Annotated in this window: 17 protein-coding genes; 5 read left to right on the top strand and 12 right to left on the bottom strand. The window is 74.0% G+C overall.

Annotated elements, in window-relative coordinates:
- Positions 1 to 41: 41 nt before the first annotated feature.
- The gene (locus D7M15_RS20410; RefSeq protein ID WP_121518835.1) at positions 42 to 1142 is read right to left on the bottom strand and encodes an SDR family oxidoreductase; all 1101 of its coding nucleotides are present in this window, start codon (positions 1140 to 1142) and stop codon (positions 42 to 44) included.
- Positions 1143 to 1275: 133 nt separating this feature from the next.
- Between D7M15_RS20410 and D7M15_RS20405 the strand changes: the two genes are divergently transcribed.
- Together D7M15_RS20405 and D7M15_RS20400 are read left to right on the top strand one after the other, a co-directional pair.
- Positions 1276 to 2829, top strand: a complete 1554-nt coding sequence (locus D7M15_RS20405; RefSeq protein WP_121518834.1) for a zinc-dependent metalloprotease — start codon at positions 1276 to 1278, stop codon at positions 2827 to 2829.
- A complete protein-coding gene (locus tag D7M15_RS20400) occupies positions 2826 to 3353 on the top strand; it encodes an NUDIX domain-containing protein (protein WP_121518833.1) in 528 nt (175 codons plus the stop codon). The genes D7M15_RS20405 and D7M15_RS20400 overlap by 4 nt, the downstream gene beginning before the upstream one ends.
- Positions 3354 to 3455: 102 nt before the next feature.
- Here D7M15_RS20400 and D7M15_RS20395 read toward each other — a convergent pair whose 3' ends face one another.
- The 4 genes from D7M15_RS20395 to D7M15_RS20380 form a co-directional block, all read right to left on the bottom strand.
- Positions 3456 to 4211, bottom strand: coding sequence for an AIM24 family protein (locus D7M15_RS20395; RefSeq protein ID WP_121518832.1), 756 nt, complete (start codon positions 4209 to 4211; stop codon positions 3456 to 3458).
- Positions 4212 to 4225: 14 nt separating this feature from the next.
- Positions 4226 to 4909 (bottom strand): AIM24 family protein, encoded by a 684-nt coding sequence (locus tag D7M15_RS20390; RefSeq protein WP_121518831.1) that lies wholly within the window; start codon positions 4907 to 4909, stop codon positions 4226 to 4228.
- 10 nt (positions 4910 to 4919) lie between these two features.
- A complete protein-coding gene (locus tag D7M15_RS20385) occupies positions 4920 to 6596 on the bottom strand; it encodes a TerD family protein (protein WP_121518830.1) in 1677 nt (558 codons plus the stop codon).
- Positions 6597 to 6665: 69 nt separating this feature from the next.
- On the bottom strand, positions 6666 to 7217 hold the full coding sequence (locus D7M15_RS20380) for a M48 family metallopeptidase (protein WP_121518829.1): 552 nt from the start codon (positions 7215 to 7217) through the stop codon (positions 6666 to 6668).
- Between the two features lie 150 nt (positions 7218 to 7367).
- On the opposite strand from D7M15_RS20380, the gene D7M15_RS20375 reads away from it, so the two are divergent.
- Positions 7368 to 8489 carry a ThiF family adenylyltransferase gene (locus tag D7M15_RS20375; protein ID WP_121518828.1) on the top strand — a complete coding sequence of 374 codons (1122 nt, stop codon included), beginning with the start codon at positions 7368 to 7370 and terminating at the stop codon, positions 8487 to 8489.
- Positions 8490 to 8563: 74 nt separating this feature from the next.
- Positions 8564 to 9964 carry an AarF/ABC1/UbiB kinase family protein gene (locus D7M15_RS20370; protein WP_121518827.1) on the top strand — a complete coding sequence of 467 codons (1401 nt, stop codon included), beginning with the start codon at positions 8564 to 8566 and terminating at the stop codon, positions 9962 to 9964.
- Here the strand turns inward: D7M15_RS20370 and D7M15_RS28565 are convergent.
- From D7M15_RS28565 to D7M15_RS20350, 5 genes are all read right to left on the bottom strand, one after another.
- Entirely contained in the window at positions 9911 to 10087 is a 177-nt protein-coding gene (locus D7M15_RS28565) for a hypothetical protein (RefSeq protein WP_165906301.1), read from the bottom strand. The two genes, D7M15_RS20370 and D7M15_RS28565, sit on opposite strands and share 54 nt — an antisense overlap.
- A 140-nt stretch (positions 10088 to 10227) precedes the next feature.
- Positions 10228 to 10554, bottom strand: a complete 327-nt coding sequence (locus D7M15_RS20365; protein WP_121518826.1) for a hypothetical protein — start codon at positions 10552 to 10554, stop codon at positions 10228 to 10230.
- Complete coding sequence (locus tag D7M15_RS20360) at positions 10551 to 10913, bottom strand: WhiB family transcriptional regulator (protein WP_121518825.1); 363 nt, start codon at positions 10911 to 10913, stop codon at positions 10551 to 10553. The genes D7M15_RS20365 and D7M15_RS20360 overlap by 4 nt, the downstream gene beginning before the upstream one ends.
- 134 nt (positions 10914 to 11047) lie before the next feature.
- Positions 11048 to 11347, bottom strand: a complete 300-nt coding sequence (locus D7M15_RS20355) for a hypothetical protein (protein WP_346428820.1) — start codon at positions 11345 to 11347, stop codon at positions 11048 to 11050.
- Between the two features lie 150 nt (positions 11348 to 11497).
- A complete protein-coding gene (locus tag D7M15_RS20350) occupies positions 11498 to 13705 on the bottom strand; it encodes an ATP-dependent DNA helicase UvrD2 (RefSeq protein WP_121518824.1) in 2208 nt (735 codons plus the stop codon).
- Between the two features lie 221 nt (positions 13706 to 13926).
- Between D7M15_RS20350 and D7M15_RS20345 the strand changes: the two genes are divergently transcribed.
- Complete coding sequence (locus tag D7M15_RS20345) at positions 13927 to 14184, top strand: mycoredoxin (protein WP_121518823.1); 258 nt, start codon at positions 13927 to 13929, stop codon at positions 14182 to 14184.
- A 105-nt stretch (positions 14185 to 14289) separates the two neighbouring features.
- On the opposite strand, the gene nudC is transcribed toward D7M15_RS20345, so the two are convergent.
- Positions 14290 to 15231, bottom strand: a complete 942-nt coding sequence (gene nudC, locus D7M15_RS20340; RefSeq protein ID WP_121518822.1) for an NAD(+) diphosphatase — start codon at positions 15229 to 15231, stop codon at positions 14290 to 14292.
- Positions 15232 to 15498: 267 nt separating this feature from the next.
- Entirely contained in the window at positions 15499 to 19077 is a 3579-nt protein-coding gene (locus tag D7M15_RS20335; protein WP_121518821.1) for an ATP-dependent DNA helicase, read from the bottom strand.
- Positions 19078 to 19117: the final 40 nt, after the last annotated feature.

Here is a 19117-nt window from a genome sequence, read left to right as displayed (position 1 = left end):
GTACGATGCGGCGCGCCCCCGTACGTACGGCCGCGGCCCCGCTACAGGCCGCGCCGCTTGCGCGCCCGGCGGACCAGCGCCGCCGTGCCCAGCAGGGCCACGGTCGCGCCCGCGGCGGTGGCGCCCGCGGCGGTGGCGTCCTTGCGCCCGAGGCGGCGACCGGCCACGGTGTGGCGGCCGGATACCTCCTCGACGAGTTCCGCGAGGACCTCCTCGTTCGTCCACCCCGGGCGCCAACCCGCCTCGTGCAGGCGGCGGCCGCTGACGACCCAGGGGTGCATGGTGTACGCGAGGTCGCCCGCCGGGGACGGGGTGAGGCCCAGGCGGTGCAGGCGGGAGGCGGCGCCGAGCGCGACCGCGGAGGGCAGCTCCATGCGGCGCGTGCCGGTGAGTTCCTCGACCTCCTCCTGCTCCAGCCAGCCGTCGCACCCGACGGCCAGTTCGCCCTCCGCCTTCTCCAGCGCGGCGTACTCCAGCGCGCTCACCAGATCCTCGATGTGGCAGAACTGCCAGCAGGGCCGGGAACCGGCCACGACGAGCAGCCGCGGCGACTCGAAGTGCCGCGTCAGCGCGGTGTCGGTGCCCCCGACGAGGATGGCGGGGCGCACCACGGTGACGTTGAGCCCGGGGTGCGCGCGGGGGGCGCGGCGGGCGAGGCGTTCGATCTCCAGCAGGTCACCGACGCCGGTGGCCTCCGCCGTGGCGCGGAGTTCGGCGTCCTCCGCGAGGGGCACGTCGTTGTCCGGGAGCGCCCCGTAGACCATCGCCGACGTGCACAGCACGACGCGGCGCACACCCGCGGCAGCGGCGGCGGTGAGCACGGTCTGGGTGCCGCGGACGTTGTACGCGGTGCGGGCCGTGGGGTCCCGTTCCAGGTCGAGGTCCAGGGCGAGGTGCACCACGACGTCCGCCGGGCGACCGTCGCCGCGCAGCCTGTCGGCGATGGCCGGATCACGTACGTCCAGGGTGTGCCACTCCGCCTCCGCGACCTCCCCTCTCCGCTCGTCGAGGGCCATGACCCGCCGTACCTCGGAGGAGGCGGCCAGCCGCTCGGTGAGCAGCGCACCGACCCCGGAGGCAGCGCCGGTCACGGCGACGATGGGGGTTCGCGCTGCGCGAACGTCGGTCTGGGTGGAACTCACCGGGCGTCTCCAGCGGTTGTTTCCGGTACGAGGTGCGCAGGCTCCATCCTGCCTGACAGGTGTCTAGGCTGGAGTCGGAGCCCACCAGATCGCACCGACAGAACCGTCCGACGAGACAGATCCGAGGCAACCCGTGAGTGACATCCCATTCGGATTCGGCGTACCTCCCGAGGAGCCCGAGGACGGGGACGAGGGCAGGCGGAAGCAGGGCGGCGGCCAGGGCGGCCAGCCCAACCCGTTCGGCTTCGGCGCAGGCCAGGGCGGTGCGGACAATCCTCTGGCCGCCATGTTCGGCTCGCTGGGCGGCGGTGCCGGCGGCTCGTTCGACGCAGGCGACCTGGGTGCCGCCTTCCAGCGGCTCGGCCAGATGATGTCGTACGACGGCGGCCCGGTGAACTGGGACATGGCCAAGGACATCGCCCGGCAGACCGTCGCCCAGGGCGTGCCCGAGGACGCGCCGGGCGCGGGCGCCGGGGCCGGTTCGAAGGACGCCAGCGTCGGGCCGCAGGAGCACGCGGCGGTCGCGGAGGCCGTACGCCTCGCGGACCTGTGGCTGGACGGCGCGACGTCGCTGCCGTCCGGTTCCGGCGCCGCCGTGGCGTGGAGCCGCGCGGAGTGGGTCGAGGCGACGCTGCCCGTGTGGAAGGACCTGGTCGACCCGGTCGCGGAGCGGGTCGGCGCGGCGATGGGCGACGTGCTGCCCGCCGAGATGCAGGCGATGGCGGGGCCGCTGCTCGGCATGATGCGTTCCATGGGCGGCGCCATGTTCGGCACCCAGATCGGGCAGGCGCTGGGCGTGCTGGCCGGTGAGGTGGTCGGCTCGACGGACGTCGGGCTGCCGCTGGGCCCGGCGGGCAAGGCGGCGCTGCTCCCGCAGAACGTCGAGATCTTCGGCGAGGGGCTGGGCGTACCGCAGGAGGAGGTACGGCTCTACCTGGCGCTCCGCGAGGCCGCGCACCAGCGGCTGTTCGCGCACGTGCCGTGGCTCCGGTCGCACCTGTTCGGCGCGGTCGAGGGGTACGCCCGTGGGATCAAGGTGGACACGGGGAAGCTGGAGGACGTCGTCGGGCAGCTCGACCCGCAGCACCCGGAGGAGCTGCAACAGGCGTTGCAGCAGGGCATGTTCCAGCCCGAGGACACGCCGGAGCAGAAGGCGGCGCTGGCCCGGCTGGAGACGGCGCTGGCGCTGGTCGAGGGGTGGGTCGACGCGGTGGTGCACAGTGCCGCCGAGCCGCACCTGCCGTCGGCGGGCGCGCTGCGCGAGACCCTGCGGCGGCGGCGGGCGTCCGGTGGTCCGGCGGAGCAGACGTTCGCCACGCTGATCGGTCTGGAGCTGCGGCCGCGTCGGCTGCGGGACGCGGCGCGGCTGTGGGCGTCGCTCACCGACGCGCGGGGTGTGGACGGGCGCGACGGGCTGTGGGAGCACCCGGACATGCTGCCGACGGCGGAGGACCTGGACGACCCGGACGGGTTCGTGCACCGCGAGCACCTGGACTTCTCCGAGCTGGACAAGATGCTCGGCGACGCGGCGGAGCAGCAGCGCGGCGCGGCGGGCGGCGGCAAGGGCGGGAGCGAGGGCGGCACCGGATCGGGTGACGCGGGCACGGGTGGTACGGACGGCACGGACCGTACGGACGGCGCCGACGGTACGGGTGACGGCGGCGACGGCGGCGGCCCGGCGAAGTGACCCTGCACGACGACGCGTCCCGCGTCCTCAAGGAGTGGTCCGCGCCCGAAGCGGACCAGGACCGGCTCCGGCTGGCGTACCTCGACCACCTGGCCGACCGCCCCGACGCGATGCTCCGGTCCTGCGGGGACGGCCACCTCACGGCGAGCGCCCTGGTGGTCGACCCCGTACGCGGCCGGGTGCTGCTGACGCTGCACCGCAAGCTGCGGATGTGGCTCCAGACCGGCGGGCACTGCGAGCCCGGTGACACCACGCTCGCGGGGGCGGCGCTGCGGGAGGCGGTGGAGGAGTCCGGCGTCGCGGGGCTGGAGCTGCTGCCCGGCGGCCCCGTCGGGCTGGACCGGCATCTGACGCCGTGCGCCTGGCACCTGGACGTGCAGTACGCGGCGGTGGCGCCGCCCGGCGCGGTGGAGGCCGTCAGCGAGGAGTCGCTGGAGCTGCGGTGGTACGCGTACGACGACGTGGCGGCGGTGGCCGACGCGTCGGTCGTACGGCTGGTGGAACGCACCCGCGCCCGGCTGTAGCCCGGACGCGGGCGGCGGTCCCGTGCGGCGCGGAGCGTACGACGAGGGCCGTGCGGCGGGTCCGGGGGTCCCGGTCCCGCCGCGTCGCGCGTCGCGGGTGGCTCAGTTGGTCCAGATGTTGCCCTGGTTCTGGCCGCGGGCGCCCTGCTGACCCATGCCGAACTGCGCCGCGCCCCGCCCGATCACCGCGTTCTGCGGCGGCAGCAGCTCGCTGGGCTGCACCAGGGCGAAGCCCTGCCCCATGAAGCTCAGCTCCCAGCCCTCGCCCGTGTTGCCCCGGCGGCGCCAGACGCCCGACGAACTGGTCTGCGCCTGCATCTGGACGCGCAGCGAGCTGGACCAGGCGACGACGGCGTCGGAGTCGGCGTTCGCGTACGTCTCCGGGGTGACCCGGAGCATCAGCGGCTGGCCGGAGGTCATGAGCGCGACCTTGCCCTGGCCGGTGATGTTCAGGTTGTACTTGCCGGACCCGGACACGCCGTACTGACTGTCCACCGAGATCACCTCGTGGTGGAGGCCGGAGTCCAGCGCGAGGACGTACTGCCCGTCGACCGTCAGCCCCTCGTGGTCGACGTCCACGATGTGGATGTACTGCGCGAGGTTGGCCAGGAAGACCGTGCCCTGCCCGGAGCAGCGCATCAGGTCGAGGCCCTCACCGGTGCGGGCGCGGTCGCGGCGCTGGCCGCGCGAACGGTATTCGCCGTCGAACTCCATCAGCCCCTGGTACGCGACCATGCTGCCCTGCCGGGCGAGCACGTCGTCGTGGCCGGTCAGCGCGACGCGCAGCAGCCGCGGGTTCTGGAGGCTGTAGCGCTCGGCGGACTGGACCTCGGTGTAGCCGAAAAGCGGACTCTGCATGTGTGGTTCCCCCCTCAGCCCCGCGCCCGCAGGCGGTCGGTGCTGTCCTCGCTGGGCTGCACGACGACGAACCCCTGGCCGGAGAAGCCCATCTGGTACGCCTCCCCGCTGCCGCGCCCGATCATCGACGACGCCTTGAAGCTGCGCTTGCCCTTCATCTTCAGATGCGTCGACCAGGCGACGAGCGCGTCCGGGTCGACGTACGTCTCGTCCGCGCCGCGTCCGCAGTCGACCACGACGGGCGTCCCCCGGGTGGTCAGCGCCACCCAGCCGGTGCCCTGGATCGCGACGTTGAACAGGCCCTGGCCGGAGAACTTGGCCATGCCCTTCACCCGCTGGACGCCCCAGCTGAGATGGGCGTCGAAGGCGAGGATGTTGCTGCCGTTGACGGAGAGGCTGTCCTCGTTGAGGTTGAGCACGACGACGTCCGCGCCGTAGTCCGCGAGGTAGAGCAGGCCGTCGCCGTGGCACCGCATCAGCGGCGCGCCCTCGCCCGTCAGCCACTGGGAGGCCATCTGGCGGACGGCGGGCGGGTTCGGCTCGTACTGCACGAAGCCCTCGTACGCGACCATCGAGCCGGTACGGGCGAAGAGGTCCTGACCGGACTGCATGGCGACCCGGAGCATGCTGGCGCCGTGGTTCTCCATGCGGGCGGCGGGGGCGGTCGGGGCGTAGCCCGAGATCGATTGCTGGTGCATGACGGGCTCCTCAGACCTCGCAGGGCTGGACGACGATGAAGTTGCCGGGGGCGCCGCGGAACTGGAGGTTCACGGTCTCGCCGCTGTGCCCCGGGTACGCCTGGCGGCGCAGCCGCACCTGGCTGGACACGATGACCTGCGCGGCGGCCGACCAGGCGACGACCGCGTCGGCGTCGGCGAACGTCGTCGGCGTGACCGGCAGGACGACCGGGGTGCCCTGGGTCTTGACGATGACGGTGCCCGTGCCCTGGAACTGCATCGTGAACAGCGCCCCGCCCGGAATCCCGTGGCCCTCGATGCGCCGTACCTCGTGCTGGAGCGTCTCGTCGAACGCGAGGACGTTCTCCGCAGAGACGCAGATCGCGTCGCCCTGCAACTCGATGGGGTGAAGGTCGCCCGCCTCCTCGGCGAAGAACACCTGGCCGCCGCCGGAGCAGCGCATCAGCTGCATCTCCTGGCCGGTGGCGTTGCCGACGACCCGGCCGCGGAAGCCCGCTCCCTTGTAGCTGAAGTCGACCTTGCCCTGGTAGAGCACCATGCTGCCCTGCTTGGCGAGGACGGGCGTGCCCTCGACGCCGAAGTCGACACGGGCGAGGTGGCTGTTCTGGAGGGTCCAGCGCTGCCCGGTGGGCGCCTCGCGGTACTTCTCCAGGGTGACGGCGATTCCGGCCGCCGGTCCCTGCGGCACGTGCGGTGCCTGCGGCATCCCGGGGGCGCCGGGCTGGCCGAACGGGTTGGGCACGGACTGGCCGGGCGCTCCCTGCTGGCCGCCGGGCGGCGGCACGGGCAGCGGCTGGCCCGGGGGCTGCTGCCCGAAGGGCGGCGCCTGGGCGGGCGGTTGGCCGAACGGGGCGCCCTGCGGAGCGCCCGGCGGCGGGGGCACGGGCAGCGGCTGGCCCGGGGGCTGCTGGCCGTACGGCGGGGTCTGGCCCGGGGCGCCGGGCGGGCCCGGTGGCGGCACGGGCTGGCCGGGGAGCTGGCCGGGCGGTACGAGGGGCGCGGCGATGGTGGGGGCACCGGCGTGCGCGGCCGAGGGCGACGGGGCCTGGGGCGCCTGGGGCGGGGCGAACCCCGGTGCGGGCTGCGGCTGTTGCGGCGCGGGCGACCCGGGAGGCGGCGCGAAGCCGGGCACGCCACCCTGCGGCGCGGCGGGCTCCTCCTCCGCGACCTCGCCGCCGAAGTGCCGGAGCAGCGCGTCGAGTCCGCCGTCGAAGCCCTGGCCGACGGCCGCGAACCGCCAGACGTCCTTCAGGTAGAAGTCCGCGAGCATCACGGCGCGCTCGGTGCTGAACTCCGAGCCCTGGAACGCGTACCGCGCGACCTCCTCACCACCCGCGACGATCCGGACGTAGCCGGGGGCGATCTGCGACATCTGCCCGCCGCCGTCGACCGTCGCGCTGAAGGTCAGCCGCTGGATGCTCGGGGGGACGCGGTCGAGGGTGACCCGGAACGACTCCGTGTCACCGGCCTGCGCGCCGAGCTGCTGGATGGACTCCTCGGGCGACTTCGGCTGGTTGAAGAAGACGAAGTAGCGGTCGTCGGAGAGCTTCTCCTCGGCGTCCAGCCCGAAGCAGCTGATGTCGAAGGTGAGCCCGGGACCCGTGATCTGCACGCCGACGTACAGATCCGTTCCCGCTGTCAGGTCACTGATCTTGGCCTTGTGGCCTCGCTGGAATTCCCTGCCCATGCGTAACGACCGTCCCCCATCCGTCTGCCATGTGTACGTCGCGCCAGGCTAACCGGTACGACCGACAGTTCACTCGTCGCGGACGGCGGGAAGATACGGCAGCCGGTCGGCGGCGCTGACGCCCTCCAGGAATCCGCGCGCCCGCTCCGTACGGGGATAACCGTCGAGGAGGCGCCAGAAGCGGTCGCCGTGGCCGGGGACGAGGAGGTGCGCCAGCTCGTGCAGGAGGACGTAGTCGATCACGTACTCCGGCATCCCCTGGAGCCGGTGCGAGAGGCGGATGCTGCCCTCGGCGGGGGTGCAGGAGCCCCAGCGGGTGTTCTGGTTGGTGACCCAGCGTACGGACGCGGGCCGGGCACGTCCCTGGAGGTGGCGCGCGGAGAGGTCCGCGGCGCGTTCGGCCAGCTCCGCGTCGCTCAGCAGGCGGCGGCTCTCCTGCGCGGCGAGCTTGTCGAGCATCACGCCGACCCAGCGCTCCTCCTCGGCCACCGTCATGCGGGCGGGGATGAGCACGACGGTCCGGTCCCCCTCGCGGTAGGCGGAGACCGTGCGGCGGCGGCGGGCGCTGCGGCGCACCTCGACCGCGCCCCTGCTGGTGCTGTTCAGCGGGTCGGCGGGCACGTGCCGACGTTACCCGCAGTCGCCCGCGGAAGTCCCGGCTCCGGGCCGTATCACGCGGACGTGCCGTGACGGGCCTGACTCGTACGACTAGTCAACCCCACCTGTGGACAACCTCGACGGGGTTCCGGCGCGAACCTCCATGCTGTCCCCATGCACCCGATGATCAAGCCCGCGCTGCGGCGCGGCTGGCGCGACAGGCAGACCGTTCAGTACGGCGTGGCCGCGGCCCACGCCGTGCTGCTGGGGCCCGTGGACGACACCACCGCCGTCCTCCTCGACCTGCTGGACGGCACCCGGAGCCTGCCCCGGCTCCGGTCGGAGGCCACCGCGCTGGGGCTGCCGCCGGACGCGGCGGACAGACTCGTCGAACGGCTCACCAGGGCCGGGCTGATCGACGACGCCACCGCCGACCGGCAGGCCGCGGCCGGTGTCGGTGAGCGGCTGCGCGCGGACCTCGCGTCGCTCTCCGTGGTGCATCCGGAGCCGGGTGGCGGGCCGCGCAGATTGGCGGCCAGACGGGCCGGGCGGGTGCAGGTGCGCGGCGCGGGCCGGGTCGGCGCCACCGTGGCCGCGGCGCTGTCGGCGGCGGGCGTCGGGCGGGTGGACGTGGTGGACGGCGGACAGGTGGAGCCCTGGGACACGACGCCCGGCGGCATCCCCGGCACGGGCGTCGGGGAGCGCCGCGACGCGGCGGCCCGCAAGGCGGTCAACGGCGCGGCACCGTGGCCGACGCGCGGAAGTCCGGCGGACGAAGGGGCGCGGGACGGGCTCAGCCTGGTGGTGATCGCGCCACGGGACGGCCTCGACGCGTACGCCCCGGACCCGGCCACCGCCGAGCGGTTCGTGCGGGCGGGCATCCCGCATCTGTACGGCGGCGTCATCGAGGGCACGGGCGTCGTGGGCCCGTTGGTGCTGCCCGGCGTGACACCGTGCGCGAGCTGCCTGATGCGGACCCGTTCCGAGCGGGAGCCCAGCTGGCCGCTGGTGGTGGGGCAGTGGCGCACCGCGGCGCGGCGGCGGGCGGGGGTGGCGGCCTGCGACACGGCGCTGGCGTTGATGGTCGCGGGGGCCGTCGCCTCGTACGCGCTGAGCTATCTCGACGGCGACGGCGGGTGCGCCGCCGGGTACCGCATGCGGCTCGTCCTGCCCCACCTCGTACCGGACACGGAGCTGTTCACGGCCCACCGGGAATGTCCGTGCGGTGCCGATTCAGCGACGGTGGAGCGCCCACCCTCGGCGCGGGAGGCCGGACAGGCCACAATGGCGGGGTAGTGGGCGGTCCCGGATGCGCCGACGTGTCGTCGGTGCCGCGATCCGGTGGTGCTGTCAGGGAGTTGGAGGGGCGCATGTCTGATCTTCCCCGCAAGGCGGTCACCCGCACAGCGAAGCTGGCCGCGCTGCCGCTCGGGTTCGCGGGTCGGGCCACCTGGGGGCTCGGCAAGCGGATCGGCGGCTACTCCGCGGATCTGGTCGGGCACGAGCTGCAACAGCGCACCGCCGAGCAGCTGTTCAAGGTGCTCGGGGAGCTGAAGGGCGGCGCGATGAAGTTCGGGCAGGCCCTCTCCGTCTTCGAGTCGGCGCTGCCCGAGGACATAGCGGGTCCGTACCGCGCGGCGCTCACCAAGCTCCAGGAAGCCGCTCCCCCGATGCCGACCGCCACCGTGCACGCCGTGCTGGCGGAGCGGCTCGGGGAGGACTGGCGCGACCTCTTCGAGGAGTTCGACGACAAGCCTGCGGCGGCCGCCTCGATCGGCCAGGTGCACCGGGCGGTGTGGCACGACGGCCGCGAGGTCGCCGTGAAGGTGCAGTACCCGGGCGCGGGCGAGGCGCTGGTCTCCGACCTCGCCCAACTGGGCCGCTTCGCCAGGCTGCTGGGGCCGCTCATCCCGGGCATGGACATCAAGCCGCTCATCGCTGAGCTGCGGGAACGGGTCACCGAGGAGCTGGACTACGCCCTGGAGGCGGAGGCCCAGCGGGCGTACGCGGCGGAGTTCGCCGACGACCCCGACGTGTTCGTCCCCGACGTGGTGCACCAGGGCGACCAGGTGCTGGTGACCGAGTGGATGGGGGGCGTGCCGCTGTCCGAGGTGATCTCCGACGGCGGCGAGGAGGAGCGGGACCGCGCGGGGCAGCTGCTCGCCCGGTTCCTCTTCGCGGGCACGGCCCGTACGGGCCTGCTGCACGCCGACCCGCATCCGGGCAACTTCCGGCTGCTCACCGGGGGTTCCGGCCCTTCGGGGAACGAGGGCCCCGCGTCCGCCTGGCGCCTGGGCGTCATGGACTTCGGCACGGTCGACCGGCTGCCCGACGGGCTGCCGCCCACGATCGGCACGGCGCTGCGGATGACGCTCGACGGCGAGGCCGACGAGGTGTACGGGCTGCTGCGAGACGAGGGCTTCGTGAAGGACTCGATAGAACTGGACCCGGCCGCCGTGCTGGACTACCTGCTGCCGATCATCGAGCCGGCACGCGCGGAGTCCTTCGACTTCGACCGCGGCTGGATGCGGGACCAGGCCACCCGGATCGCTGATCCGCGGTCGCCCGCGCACCAGTTGGGCAAGCAGCTCAACCTGCCGCCCTCGTACCTGCTGATCCACCGGGTGACGCTCAGCACCATCGGCGTGCTGTGCCAGCTGGGCGCCACGGTCCGGATGCGGGACGAGTTGGAGCAGTGGGTCCCGGGCTTCGCGCCGTCACCACCAGCTGGAGTCGATGCGGCCCTCGATGGAACGGAGGTGGGTGCGTGAACACTGCTCGCAGAAGTACCGCCGGTCGCCGTTCTCGACGGAGCAGACCCACGTCACCGGTGGCTCCGGGGCGGCGGTCCCGCAGAGGTGGCAGACCGTGGCGCCGGTCGTCTTCTCATCCATCCTCATGAAGATAACGGCGGCACGCGAGGGAACCGGGGCGCGACGCCCCGGTTCCCTCCTCGGTCATCTGTCTGCCACCCCGGTCCGGGCCCGGCGCAGCGCCGTCCGCCGGGGCACCGTGCCCGTGCCCCGGCCCCGGATCACTGCATGACCGCCATGGCGATCGCGCGGCGGGCCCGCAGGGAGGCCCGTTCGGCACGGCGCTGCAAGCGGCGGGCGGTCACCACGCGCAGCGCCCTGCGTTCGGATTCGGCGGCGCGCAGCTGTGTCTCCATATGGGCGCGCGCCAGGGATTCTGGCATGAGTTGCATGTCTCGGGTCCTGTTCTGGGGTGACACGTCCGCGAGCGTCTGACGACGGGCGGCGGTGCCGGTGGTGGAGGTGCTCATGATCGGGTCCTGCTTCGGAAGGTGACGCAGCTGCGGATCGCGCGTCGACGGTCGGCTGATCGTGCCCGAGGTGTTCATGCGACGACCGGGTTCTTGCGGGGACGGCCGCGCGGACGCTTCCGCGGGACGACGACACCCTGGACGAACAGCTCGCCGCCCCAGACGCCCCACGGCTCGCGCCGGTCCTTGGCACCGGCGAGGCAGGCCTCACGCAGCGGGCAGGTCTGGCAGAGGGACTTGGCGTACTCGACGTCGGCGGGCGACTCGGCGAAGAACACCTCCGGGTCGTACGACCGGCAGGGAACGGTGACGCCGAGGCGCTCGATGGCCTCGTCGAGTTCGGTGAGAGTGGTGAGCGGCGCGGTCAAGGTGTCCTCCGTGGCATCGGGTGGCATCAGATCGGTGGTCGGTGACGGGGCGTGCGTCTCGGTCTGCACTGTCGGGTTCGTCCTCGTCTGTCGTGTCTGTTGTCTGGTCGGCCCGGCTGGTGGCCGGGCTGGGGCAAACAGAAGGGCCGCGGATCCCGGTATGGGTTCCGCGGCCCTGGAAGGTACCGACCTGATCGCGCCGATCAGGCTGGATCTCTCCAGGGGTCGTGGCCACGGAAGGCCCACATCGTGTACTGCTGCTTCTTCTGGCGTCCTTCGCCGGCACCATTGGCCGCCGCAAAGACGGAGGCATACGCCTGCGCCTGCGCCGCTACTGCCGCCGGTGCCGTCGTCGGTCGCTCATTGCCGCCGAGCCGCAGGCCACCACTCGCGCTGACACCGGACACACCGGTGCCGCCGACGATGAGCTGGGGCAGGCAAGAGGCGACGACCGAGTGATCGGTCAGGTCGACGGTCGCGACTGTCTCGATGATTGCGCTCACTGGGCTCGCCTCCTCTCGGCGTCTCGGGGGACCGGTCGAAGGCCGGTCCGAAGGGGTTCTGAGTTCAGTACAGCATGGAAGGTGTGGAGCTGAGAAGCCCCGCCCTCGCCATGTCCGGAAGGCTATGAGGCTCCCCGCCACCCGCGCAAACTATTTTTCCGACTCTTCTGTAACAGCCTCCTCGGCGGGCTCCTCACCCGCGCAGAGCGCCAGCACGTCGGGGCCGAAACGCTCCAACTTCCGCGCGCCGACACCGGAGATCCCGGACAGCTCGCTCTCGCTGCCCGGCACCCTCTCCGCGATGGCCATCAGCGTCTTGTCGGTGAAGACGCAGTACGCGGGCTGGCCCAGCTGCTGCGCCTGGCCGGAACGCCATTCGCGCAGCCGCTCGTACAGCTGCTCGTCGAGGTCGGACGGGCAGCCCTCGCAGCGCATCAGCTTCATCTCGCCCGCGTCCGTGAGTGTGCGCCCGCACACCCGGCAGCGCACCGGACCGCGCCGCTTGCGGGACCGGCCGCGCTCGACGCCGCCCTCACCGCCCGCCGTACGGGCGCCCGCCGCCGGGGAGCCCGGCCGCAGCCCGTTGAGGAAGCGGCTCGGCCGACGGCCCGCGCGGCCCCCCGGCGAGCGGGACAGGGCCCAGGACAGCCCGAGGTGGGTGCGGGCGCGGGTCACCCCGACGTACAGCAGGCGCCGCTCCTCCTCGACCTGCTCGTCCGTCTTGGCGTACGTGATCGGCATCATGCCCTCGGTGAGACCGACCAGGAACACGGCGTCCCACTCCAGGCCCTTCGCGGAGTGCAGCGACGCGAGCGTGACGCCCTCGACGGTCGGGGCGTGCTGCGCGTTCGCCCGCTCGTCCAGCTCCGCGACGAGGTCGGACAGCCCGGCCTCCGGGCGTGCCTTGCCGAAGTCCTCCGCGAGCCGCACCAGCGCGGCCAACGACTCCCAGCGGTCGCGGGCCGCGCCCGAACCGGCCGGAGGCTCGGTGGTCCAGCCGCGGGACGTGAGGACGGCGCGCACCTGCGAGGGCAGGTCCGCGGCGTCCTCCAGCAGCGGGTCGTTGCCGCCCGCGCGCGCCGCCCCGCGCAGGGCGACACCGGCCTCCCGGACCTCGGCGCGCTCGAAGAAGCGCTCGGCGCCACGGAGTTGGTACGGCACGCCCGCGTCGGAGAGGGCCTGCTCGTAGATCTCGGACTGCGCGTTCACCCGGTAGAGCACCGCGATGCCGCTGGCGGGCACACCCGCGTCGATCAGGTCGCGGATGCGCTTGGCGGTGCCCTCTGCCTCGGCGGGCTCGTCGGCGTACTCCACGTAGGCCGGTTCGGGGCCCGCGGGGACCTGCGAGACCAGCTCCAGGCGGTGCTCGGCGGCGCGGCCGCGGGCCTGTCCCAGCAGCCCGTTGGCCAGGTGGACGACCTGGGGTGTCGAGCGGTAGTCCCGGACCAGCTTCACCACCGTGGCGTCCGGGTGGCGGGTGCGGAAGTCGAGCAGGTGGTCGGGGGTGGCGCCGGTGAAGGAGTAGATCGTCTGGCTGGCGTCACCGACGACGCACAGGCTGTCCCGGTCGCCCAACCACAGGTCCAGCAGCCGCTGCTGGAGGGGGCTGACGTCCTGGTACTCGTCGACGACGAAGTGCTGGTACTGCCCGCGGACCGTGTCCGCGATGTCCGGCCGGTCCTGGAGCACGCCGACGGTCAGCAGCAGCACGTCCTCGAAGTCCATGACGGAGCGGTCCCGCTTCAACTGCTCGTACAGCGCGAAGATCCGGCTGGTCTCCGCCGGGTCGCGGGGCGCCTCGCGGCTCGACTTGGCGACGGCTGCCGGATAGTCCTCCGGCGTGGTCTGGGTGACCTTGGACCACTCGATCTCGCCGGTGACGTCCCGCAGTTCGTTCCGGTCGAGGCGGATACGGGAGCGTGCCGCCGCCTCCGCCACCAGCTGGATCTTGCGCTCCAGCAGCTGCGGCGGCTCACCGCCGACCGCTCGCGGCCAGAAGAACTGGAGCTGGCGCAGCGCCGCCGAGTGGAACGTGCGCGCCTGCACGCCGGTGGCGCCGAGCTGGCGCAGCCGCCCGCGCATCTCCCCCGCCGCGCGGTTGGTGAAGGTGACGGCGAGGACGCTCGCCGGGGGCAGCAGCCCGGCCCGCACCCCGTACGCGATGCGGTGCGTGATGGCGCGCGTCTTGCCCGTCCCCGCGCCCGCGAGCACGCACACCGGTCCCTGGAGAGCGGTGGCGACGGCCCGCTGCTCGGGGTCGAGGCCGTCCAGCACGGCGTCGGCGTCGCGGGGCGGCTCGACGTGATCGGACCGGTCGGGGACGGAGGGGAAGAGGGTGGCGTCCGTTGTTGCAGTCACCCCGCCATGCTGTCAGGTCCCCGGAGGCTCCCGGGTCGGTTGTCCACAGCCGGGGTGGATTGTTCGTACGAATACGGGCGGGTCCGCGCTGCGGCGGTACCGGCGGCGCGGACGCTCCGGCGGCGGGTCGTACGCGGTCGGCCGCCGGAACGGGAATGGTTCCGGGTGGTCGCACGTTCCCCTTCTGCCATCGCCGACCACACGAAGGAGCGCGAGCAGCCATGCCCGGAACCGTGACCATGTACAGCACCACCTGGTGCGGCTACTGCCGTCGCCTCAAGGGTCAGATGGACCGCGAGGGCATCGCGTACACGGAGATCAACATCGAGCACGACCCGGAGTCCGCCGCCTTCGTGGAGAAGGCCAACGGCGGCAACCAGACCGTGCCCACCGTGCTCGTGGTCCCCGAGAGCGGCGGCGAGTCCAGCACCATGACGAACCCCTCGCTGGCCCAGGTGAAGGCCGCCCTCGCGGTCTGACCGGCCGGTCCGACGGACCGGTCCGCCCGACCGACCGGTCCGGCCGCCACGGGGAGGCGCACGCGTCGACGGCGCCTCCCCCGGCGGCGGTTCAGGCGTGCGGCCTCAGCGCGGACGCGGCAGCGGCTTGCCGTACCACAGCTCCACCAGGCGTGCCCCGATCGAGACGCCCGACAGCGGCAGCACCTCGCCCGACGCGATCGCCGCCGTCAGGTCGTCCCGGGAGAACCAGCGCGCCTCCTCGATCTCGTCCCCGTCCACCCGCACCTCGGGCGACGTGGCGTGCGCCATGAAGCCCAGCATCAGGCTGGAGGGGAACGGCCACGGCTGGCTGCCGACGTACTCGACGTCCCCGATCGTCACGCCCGCCTCCTCCGCGACCTCGCGGACGACGGCGTGCTCGATGGACTCGCCGGGCTCCACGAATCCGGCGAGCGTCGAGAACCGCCCCTCCGGCCAGTGCATCTGGCGGCCGAGCAGCGCCCGGTCGTCGTGGTCGGTGACCAGCATGATCACGGCGGGGTCGGTGCGCGGGTAGTGCTCGGCGCCGCAGGCCGGGCAGCGGCGGATGTGGCCGGCGGCGGCGATGACCGTACGTTCGCCGCAGCGGGAGCAGAAGCGGTGCAGGCGCTGCCAGTTCTCCAGGGCGACGGCGTGTACGAGGAGCCCGGCGTCCCGTTCGGACAGCAGCCCGCCCGCCTCGCGCAGACCGGCCGGGCGGGCGGCCTCGTCCATGCGGCCGGGCAGGGAGTCCTTCTGGAGCGCGAAGTAGCGTACGCCGTCCTCGTCGATGCCCAGGAAGTAGCGGTGCGACTCGGTGATGGGGGCGTCGAACGTGCCCATGGTCACCAGTTCCGTACGGCCGTCCGCCGTGTCCTCGACGAGGACCTGGCCGCCGGAGACCACGAAGACGCGTGTCGTCGGGTGGCTCCACGCCGCGGCCAGCCACGCCTCGTCCAGCCGGTGGTGGGCGGCGCGGTCGATGCCGCCGTCCCCGGTCAGCATGATCGGCCGGTCGGCACTGCGGTCGTCGGTCCAGGTCGTCACGTGGTCTTCCCGATTCCCTTCGTCGTCGGCGCCGCCGGTCGTACGGCCGCTGGTGCGGGTCGGCCGACGGTACGGGGGTGTTCCCGAGCAGTACCGGACCACGCGGCGCCCACGACCGGCCCCCGCTCGGCGCCGAACCACCCTCGCGGGTGACGCGGTACGGGCCCACGGGCGTGCGGCTCTTCGACGGTGCGGCGGGCGTGCGTACGGGCGGCGGCCACGGGAGCCGGGACGGCGCCGTCCGGTGGGCTGCTCATGGCCACGAGCCTAACCGTCCTGCCCGGCGGCCCCCTCATCCGGCCGCTCGCCGGGGTCCGGGCCCCGGTCGCCGTCGCCGTACGGGTCGAGGTCGCCGTACGGGTCGCCGTACGGGCCGGGGTCGTCGTACGGGTCCGGTTCCCGCTCGTCCGCGGGCCACAGTTCCGGTGCGGGTTCGTGCCGCGGCCCCGGTACGCGTTCCGGCGGCGGACCGCCGCCCGCCCCCGGTCCCGGTCCCGGTTCCGGTTCCGGTTCCGGTTCCCGCAGCAGCCGTGCCAGCTCCTCCCGCCCCGGCAGGGACGCCGGGCGGACCAGCTCCCCCGTGCGCACGTACAGGAACGCGGCGTCCACCGCTTCCAGCGGCACGCCCCGCCGCTCGGCCCAGGCGAGCCGGTAGACGGCCAGTTGGAGCGGGTCGGCGTGCCGCCCGCGGCCCGTCTTCCAGTCGACGATCTCCCACGCGACGCCCTCGCCCGCGCCGCCGCCCTCCGCCCGGTAGACGGCGTCGATGCGGCCCCGGACCGTACGGCCGCCGAGGGACAGCTGGAACGGGACCTCCACGCGGTACGGGGTGCGGCGCGCGTACGCGGTGCGCTCGAACGCCTCCTTCAGCTCCGCCAGATCCCGCTCGTCCTCGATCCCGGCGGGCGTGTCCGCCGACTCCCCGTCCGCGCCGGGGAGTTCGTCCGGGCCGAGCATCGGCAGGGGCAGGGCCTCGAACCGGGACTCGACCCAGGCGTGGAAGCGGGTGCCGCGCCGCGCGGCGGCGGGCCGCGGCGGTTGTGGCATGGGGCGGGCGAGTTCGCGGGCGAGACCGTCGGGGTCGGCGGCCAGGCGCAGCAGTTGGGTGGCGGAGAGCGACGCGGGCAGCGGCACGTCGTGGACGGTGGCGCGGGCGCGGCGGAGTTCGGCGGCGAGCGCGTCCAGGTCGCGGTCCCAGGAGCCGGTGAGCCGCGCCTCCTCCGGCGTCAGCCCGGACGGAGCGGGCCCGGCCGCGCGTACGGCCCCCGCACCCGCCGCCGTGTCCGCGCCCCCGTCCGTACCGGCGCCCTCCTCCAGCCGCGCCAGCACCCGCGCCGCCGCCGACCGCCGCCGTGCCAGCGCCTCGCCGTCCAGCGGCATCGGCCAGGCCCGCTCCTCGGCGGGCGCGTCCAGCGCCGGGTTCGACTCGTGCGGCGCGGGCGCCTCCGCCCACGCCTCCACCTCGCCGTGCGCCGGGTCGGCCTCGCAGTGCGCGCGCAGCGCCTCCAGGAACGCCGACGGGCCGCGCGCCCGCTTCTGGTTCGGCCCCCACCAGTGCCCGGAGCCGAGCAGCAGCGAACGGGCGCGGGTGAACGCGACGTAGCCCAGCCGCAGCTCCTCGGTGGCCTGGTGGTCGCGCAGCCCGGTGTCGTACTCCTTGCGGGCCTTCGCCGTCCACGCCTCGACCGCGGGCAGCGTGGCCGCGTCGCCGCGCAGCGGGTACGGGAGGACGCCGGGGCGGCTGAGCCACGACTCGCGGCCCTGCTCGCTGGGGAACTGCCCGCCGACCAGCCCGGGGGTGGCCACGACGTCCCACTCCAGGCCCTTCGCCTTGTGGGCGGTGAGCACCTTCACCGTGTCCTCGCCGCCCGGCAGGGAGGTGTCGAGGCCCTTCTCGTACTGGGCGGCCGTACGCAGGAAGCCGAGGAACGCCAGCAGCGTGGCCTCGCCGTCGAGCCCGGCGAATCCGGCGGCGACGTCCAGGAACGCGTGCAGCGTCTCGCGCCGCCGTGCCGCCAGGGCGTGCGGGGACGCGGACAGCTCCACCTCCAGGCCGGTCACGGCCAGCACCCGGTGCAGCACGTCCATCAGCGGGTCGGCCAGCGACCGCCGCAGGTCCCGGATCTCCGCCGCGAACCGGGCGAACCGGACCCGCGCGTCCGCCGAGAACGGCAGCTCGTCCCCGTACCCGCCGTCGCGGCCCCCCGGCGCGTCCCGCGCACCGGGGACGTCCGTGCCCTCCCCCGCCAGGAACGTGTCCAGCGCGTCCGCCAGCGACACCACCTCCGTGGGGTCCACCCCCTCGACGGCCGCCGCGAGCCGCCGTTCGCGGTCCTGCTCGCCGTCGCGCGCGCGCCGTACGAGCAGCCGCGCGCGCCGCCCGAGGAGCGCCAGGTCTCGGGGGCCGATCCGCCAGCGGGGGCCGATGAGGAGGCGGACGAGGGGGGCGTTCGCGGTGGGGTCCTGGAGCACCTCGCACATGGCGATCAGGTCCGCGACCTCCGGCAGGTGCACGAGCCCGGACAGTCCGACGACCTCGACGGGGACCTCGCGGGCCACCAGCGCGCCCTGGATCTCGGCGAAGTCGCCGCCCGTACGGCACAGTACGGCGATCTCGCCGGGCGGTGTGCCCGTACGGACGAGGTGCGCGACGGAGTCCGCGAGCCACGTCAGCTCCTCGGCGTGCGTCGGCAGCAGCGCGCAGCGGACGCGCCCGTCGTGCTCGGCGCCGGGCGCGGGGCGCAGTGCCCGTACGCCCTCGTGGCGGGCGCGCAGCGGGGCGGCGAGGTCGTTGGCGAGCCGGAGGAGGCGGCCGCCGCTGCGCCTGTTCTCGCTGAGGGAGAGGCGGCGGGCGGGGGCGCCGTCGGCGTACGGGAAGTGGCCGGGGAAGTCGTCGAGGTTGGCGACGGAGGCGCCGCGCCAGCCGTAGATGGCCTGGCAGGGGTCGCCCACGGCGGTCACGGGGTGCCCGGTGGGGGCGCCGAAGAGGCCCGCGAGCAGGACGCGTTGGGCGACGGACGTGTCCTGGTACTCGTCGAGGAGCACCACCCCGAACTCCTCCCGCAGCAGCCGCCCCACCTCCGGCACGTCGCGCGCGAGCCGGGCGGACAGCGCGATCTGGTCACCGAAGTCGAGCCGGTCGCGCTCGCGTTTGCGGGCGCGGTACTCCTCGACGAGGCCAAGCAGTTCGGTACGGCCGAGCGCGGCCTGCGGGATCTTCCGCAGCTGGTCGTTGGTCAGCTCCGCGTCGGCCAGCTCCGCGAGCAGCCCGGCGTCGTACGCGCGCAGCCGGTCGGGCGGTACGAGGTGCTCGGAGAGTTCGGAGTCGAGCGCGAGCAGGTCGCGTACGTGCGTGCTCAGCCCGTTCCGCAGGCCCTCGAACGGGCCGGGCGCCGCCGCCAGTACGCCCGCCGCGAGCTGGAAGCGGGTGGCGTCCGCGAGGAGGCGCGCGCCCGGTTCGAGGCCGAGCCGCAGGCCGTGCTCCTTGAGGAGGCGCCCGGCGAACGCGTGGTACGTGAGGATCTGCGGCTCGCCGGGCGCGTGGTCGGGGTCGGCCGGGTCGGGGTCGGTGACGCCCGCGCGGACGAGGGCGGAGCGGACGCGTTCGGCCAGTTCGGCGGCGGCCTTGTTGGTGAAGGTCAGGCCGAGCACCCGGTCCGGGGCGACCTGCCCGGTGCCGACGAGCCAGACGACGCGGGCCGCCATGACGGTCGTCTTGCCGGAGCCCGCGCCCGCGACGACGACCTGCGGGGCGAGGGGCGCGGTGATGCACTCCGTCTGCTCAGGGGTGAAGGGGATGCCGAGCAGCTCCTTGAGCTGTTCGGGATCGCTGAGCTGTACGGGCACACCGGAGACGCTAACTCCCGGCACCGACAGGCGGCGCGGG

The sequence above is a fragment of the Streptomyces sp. Z26 genome (assembly GCF_003665095.1).
GTDB lineage: Bacteria > Actinomycetota > Actinomycetes > Streptomycetales > Streptomycetaceae > Streptomyces > Streptomyces phytohabitans.
Note: the sequence above shows the minus strand (reverse complement) of the source record. Positions and strands in the feature narration are given on the sequence as shown.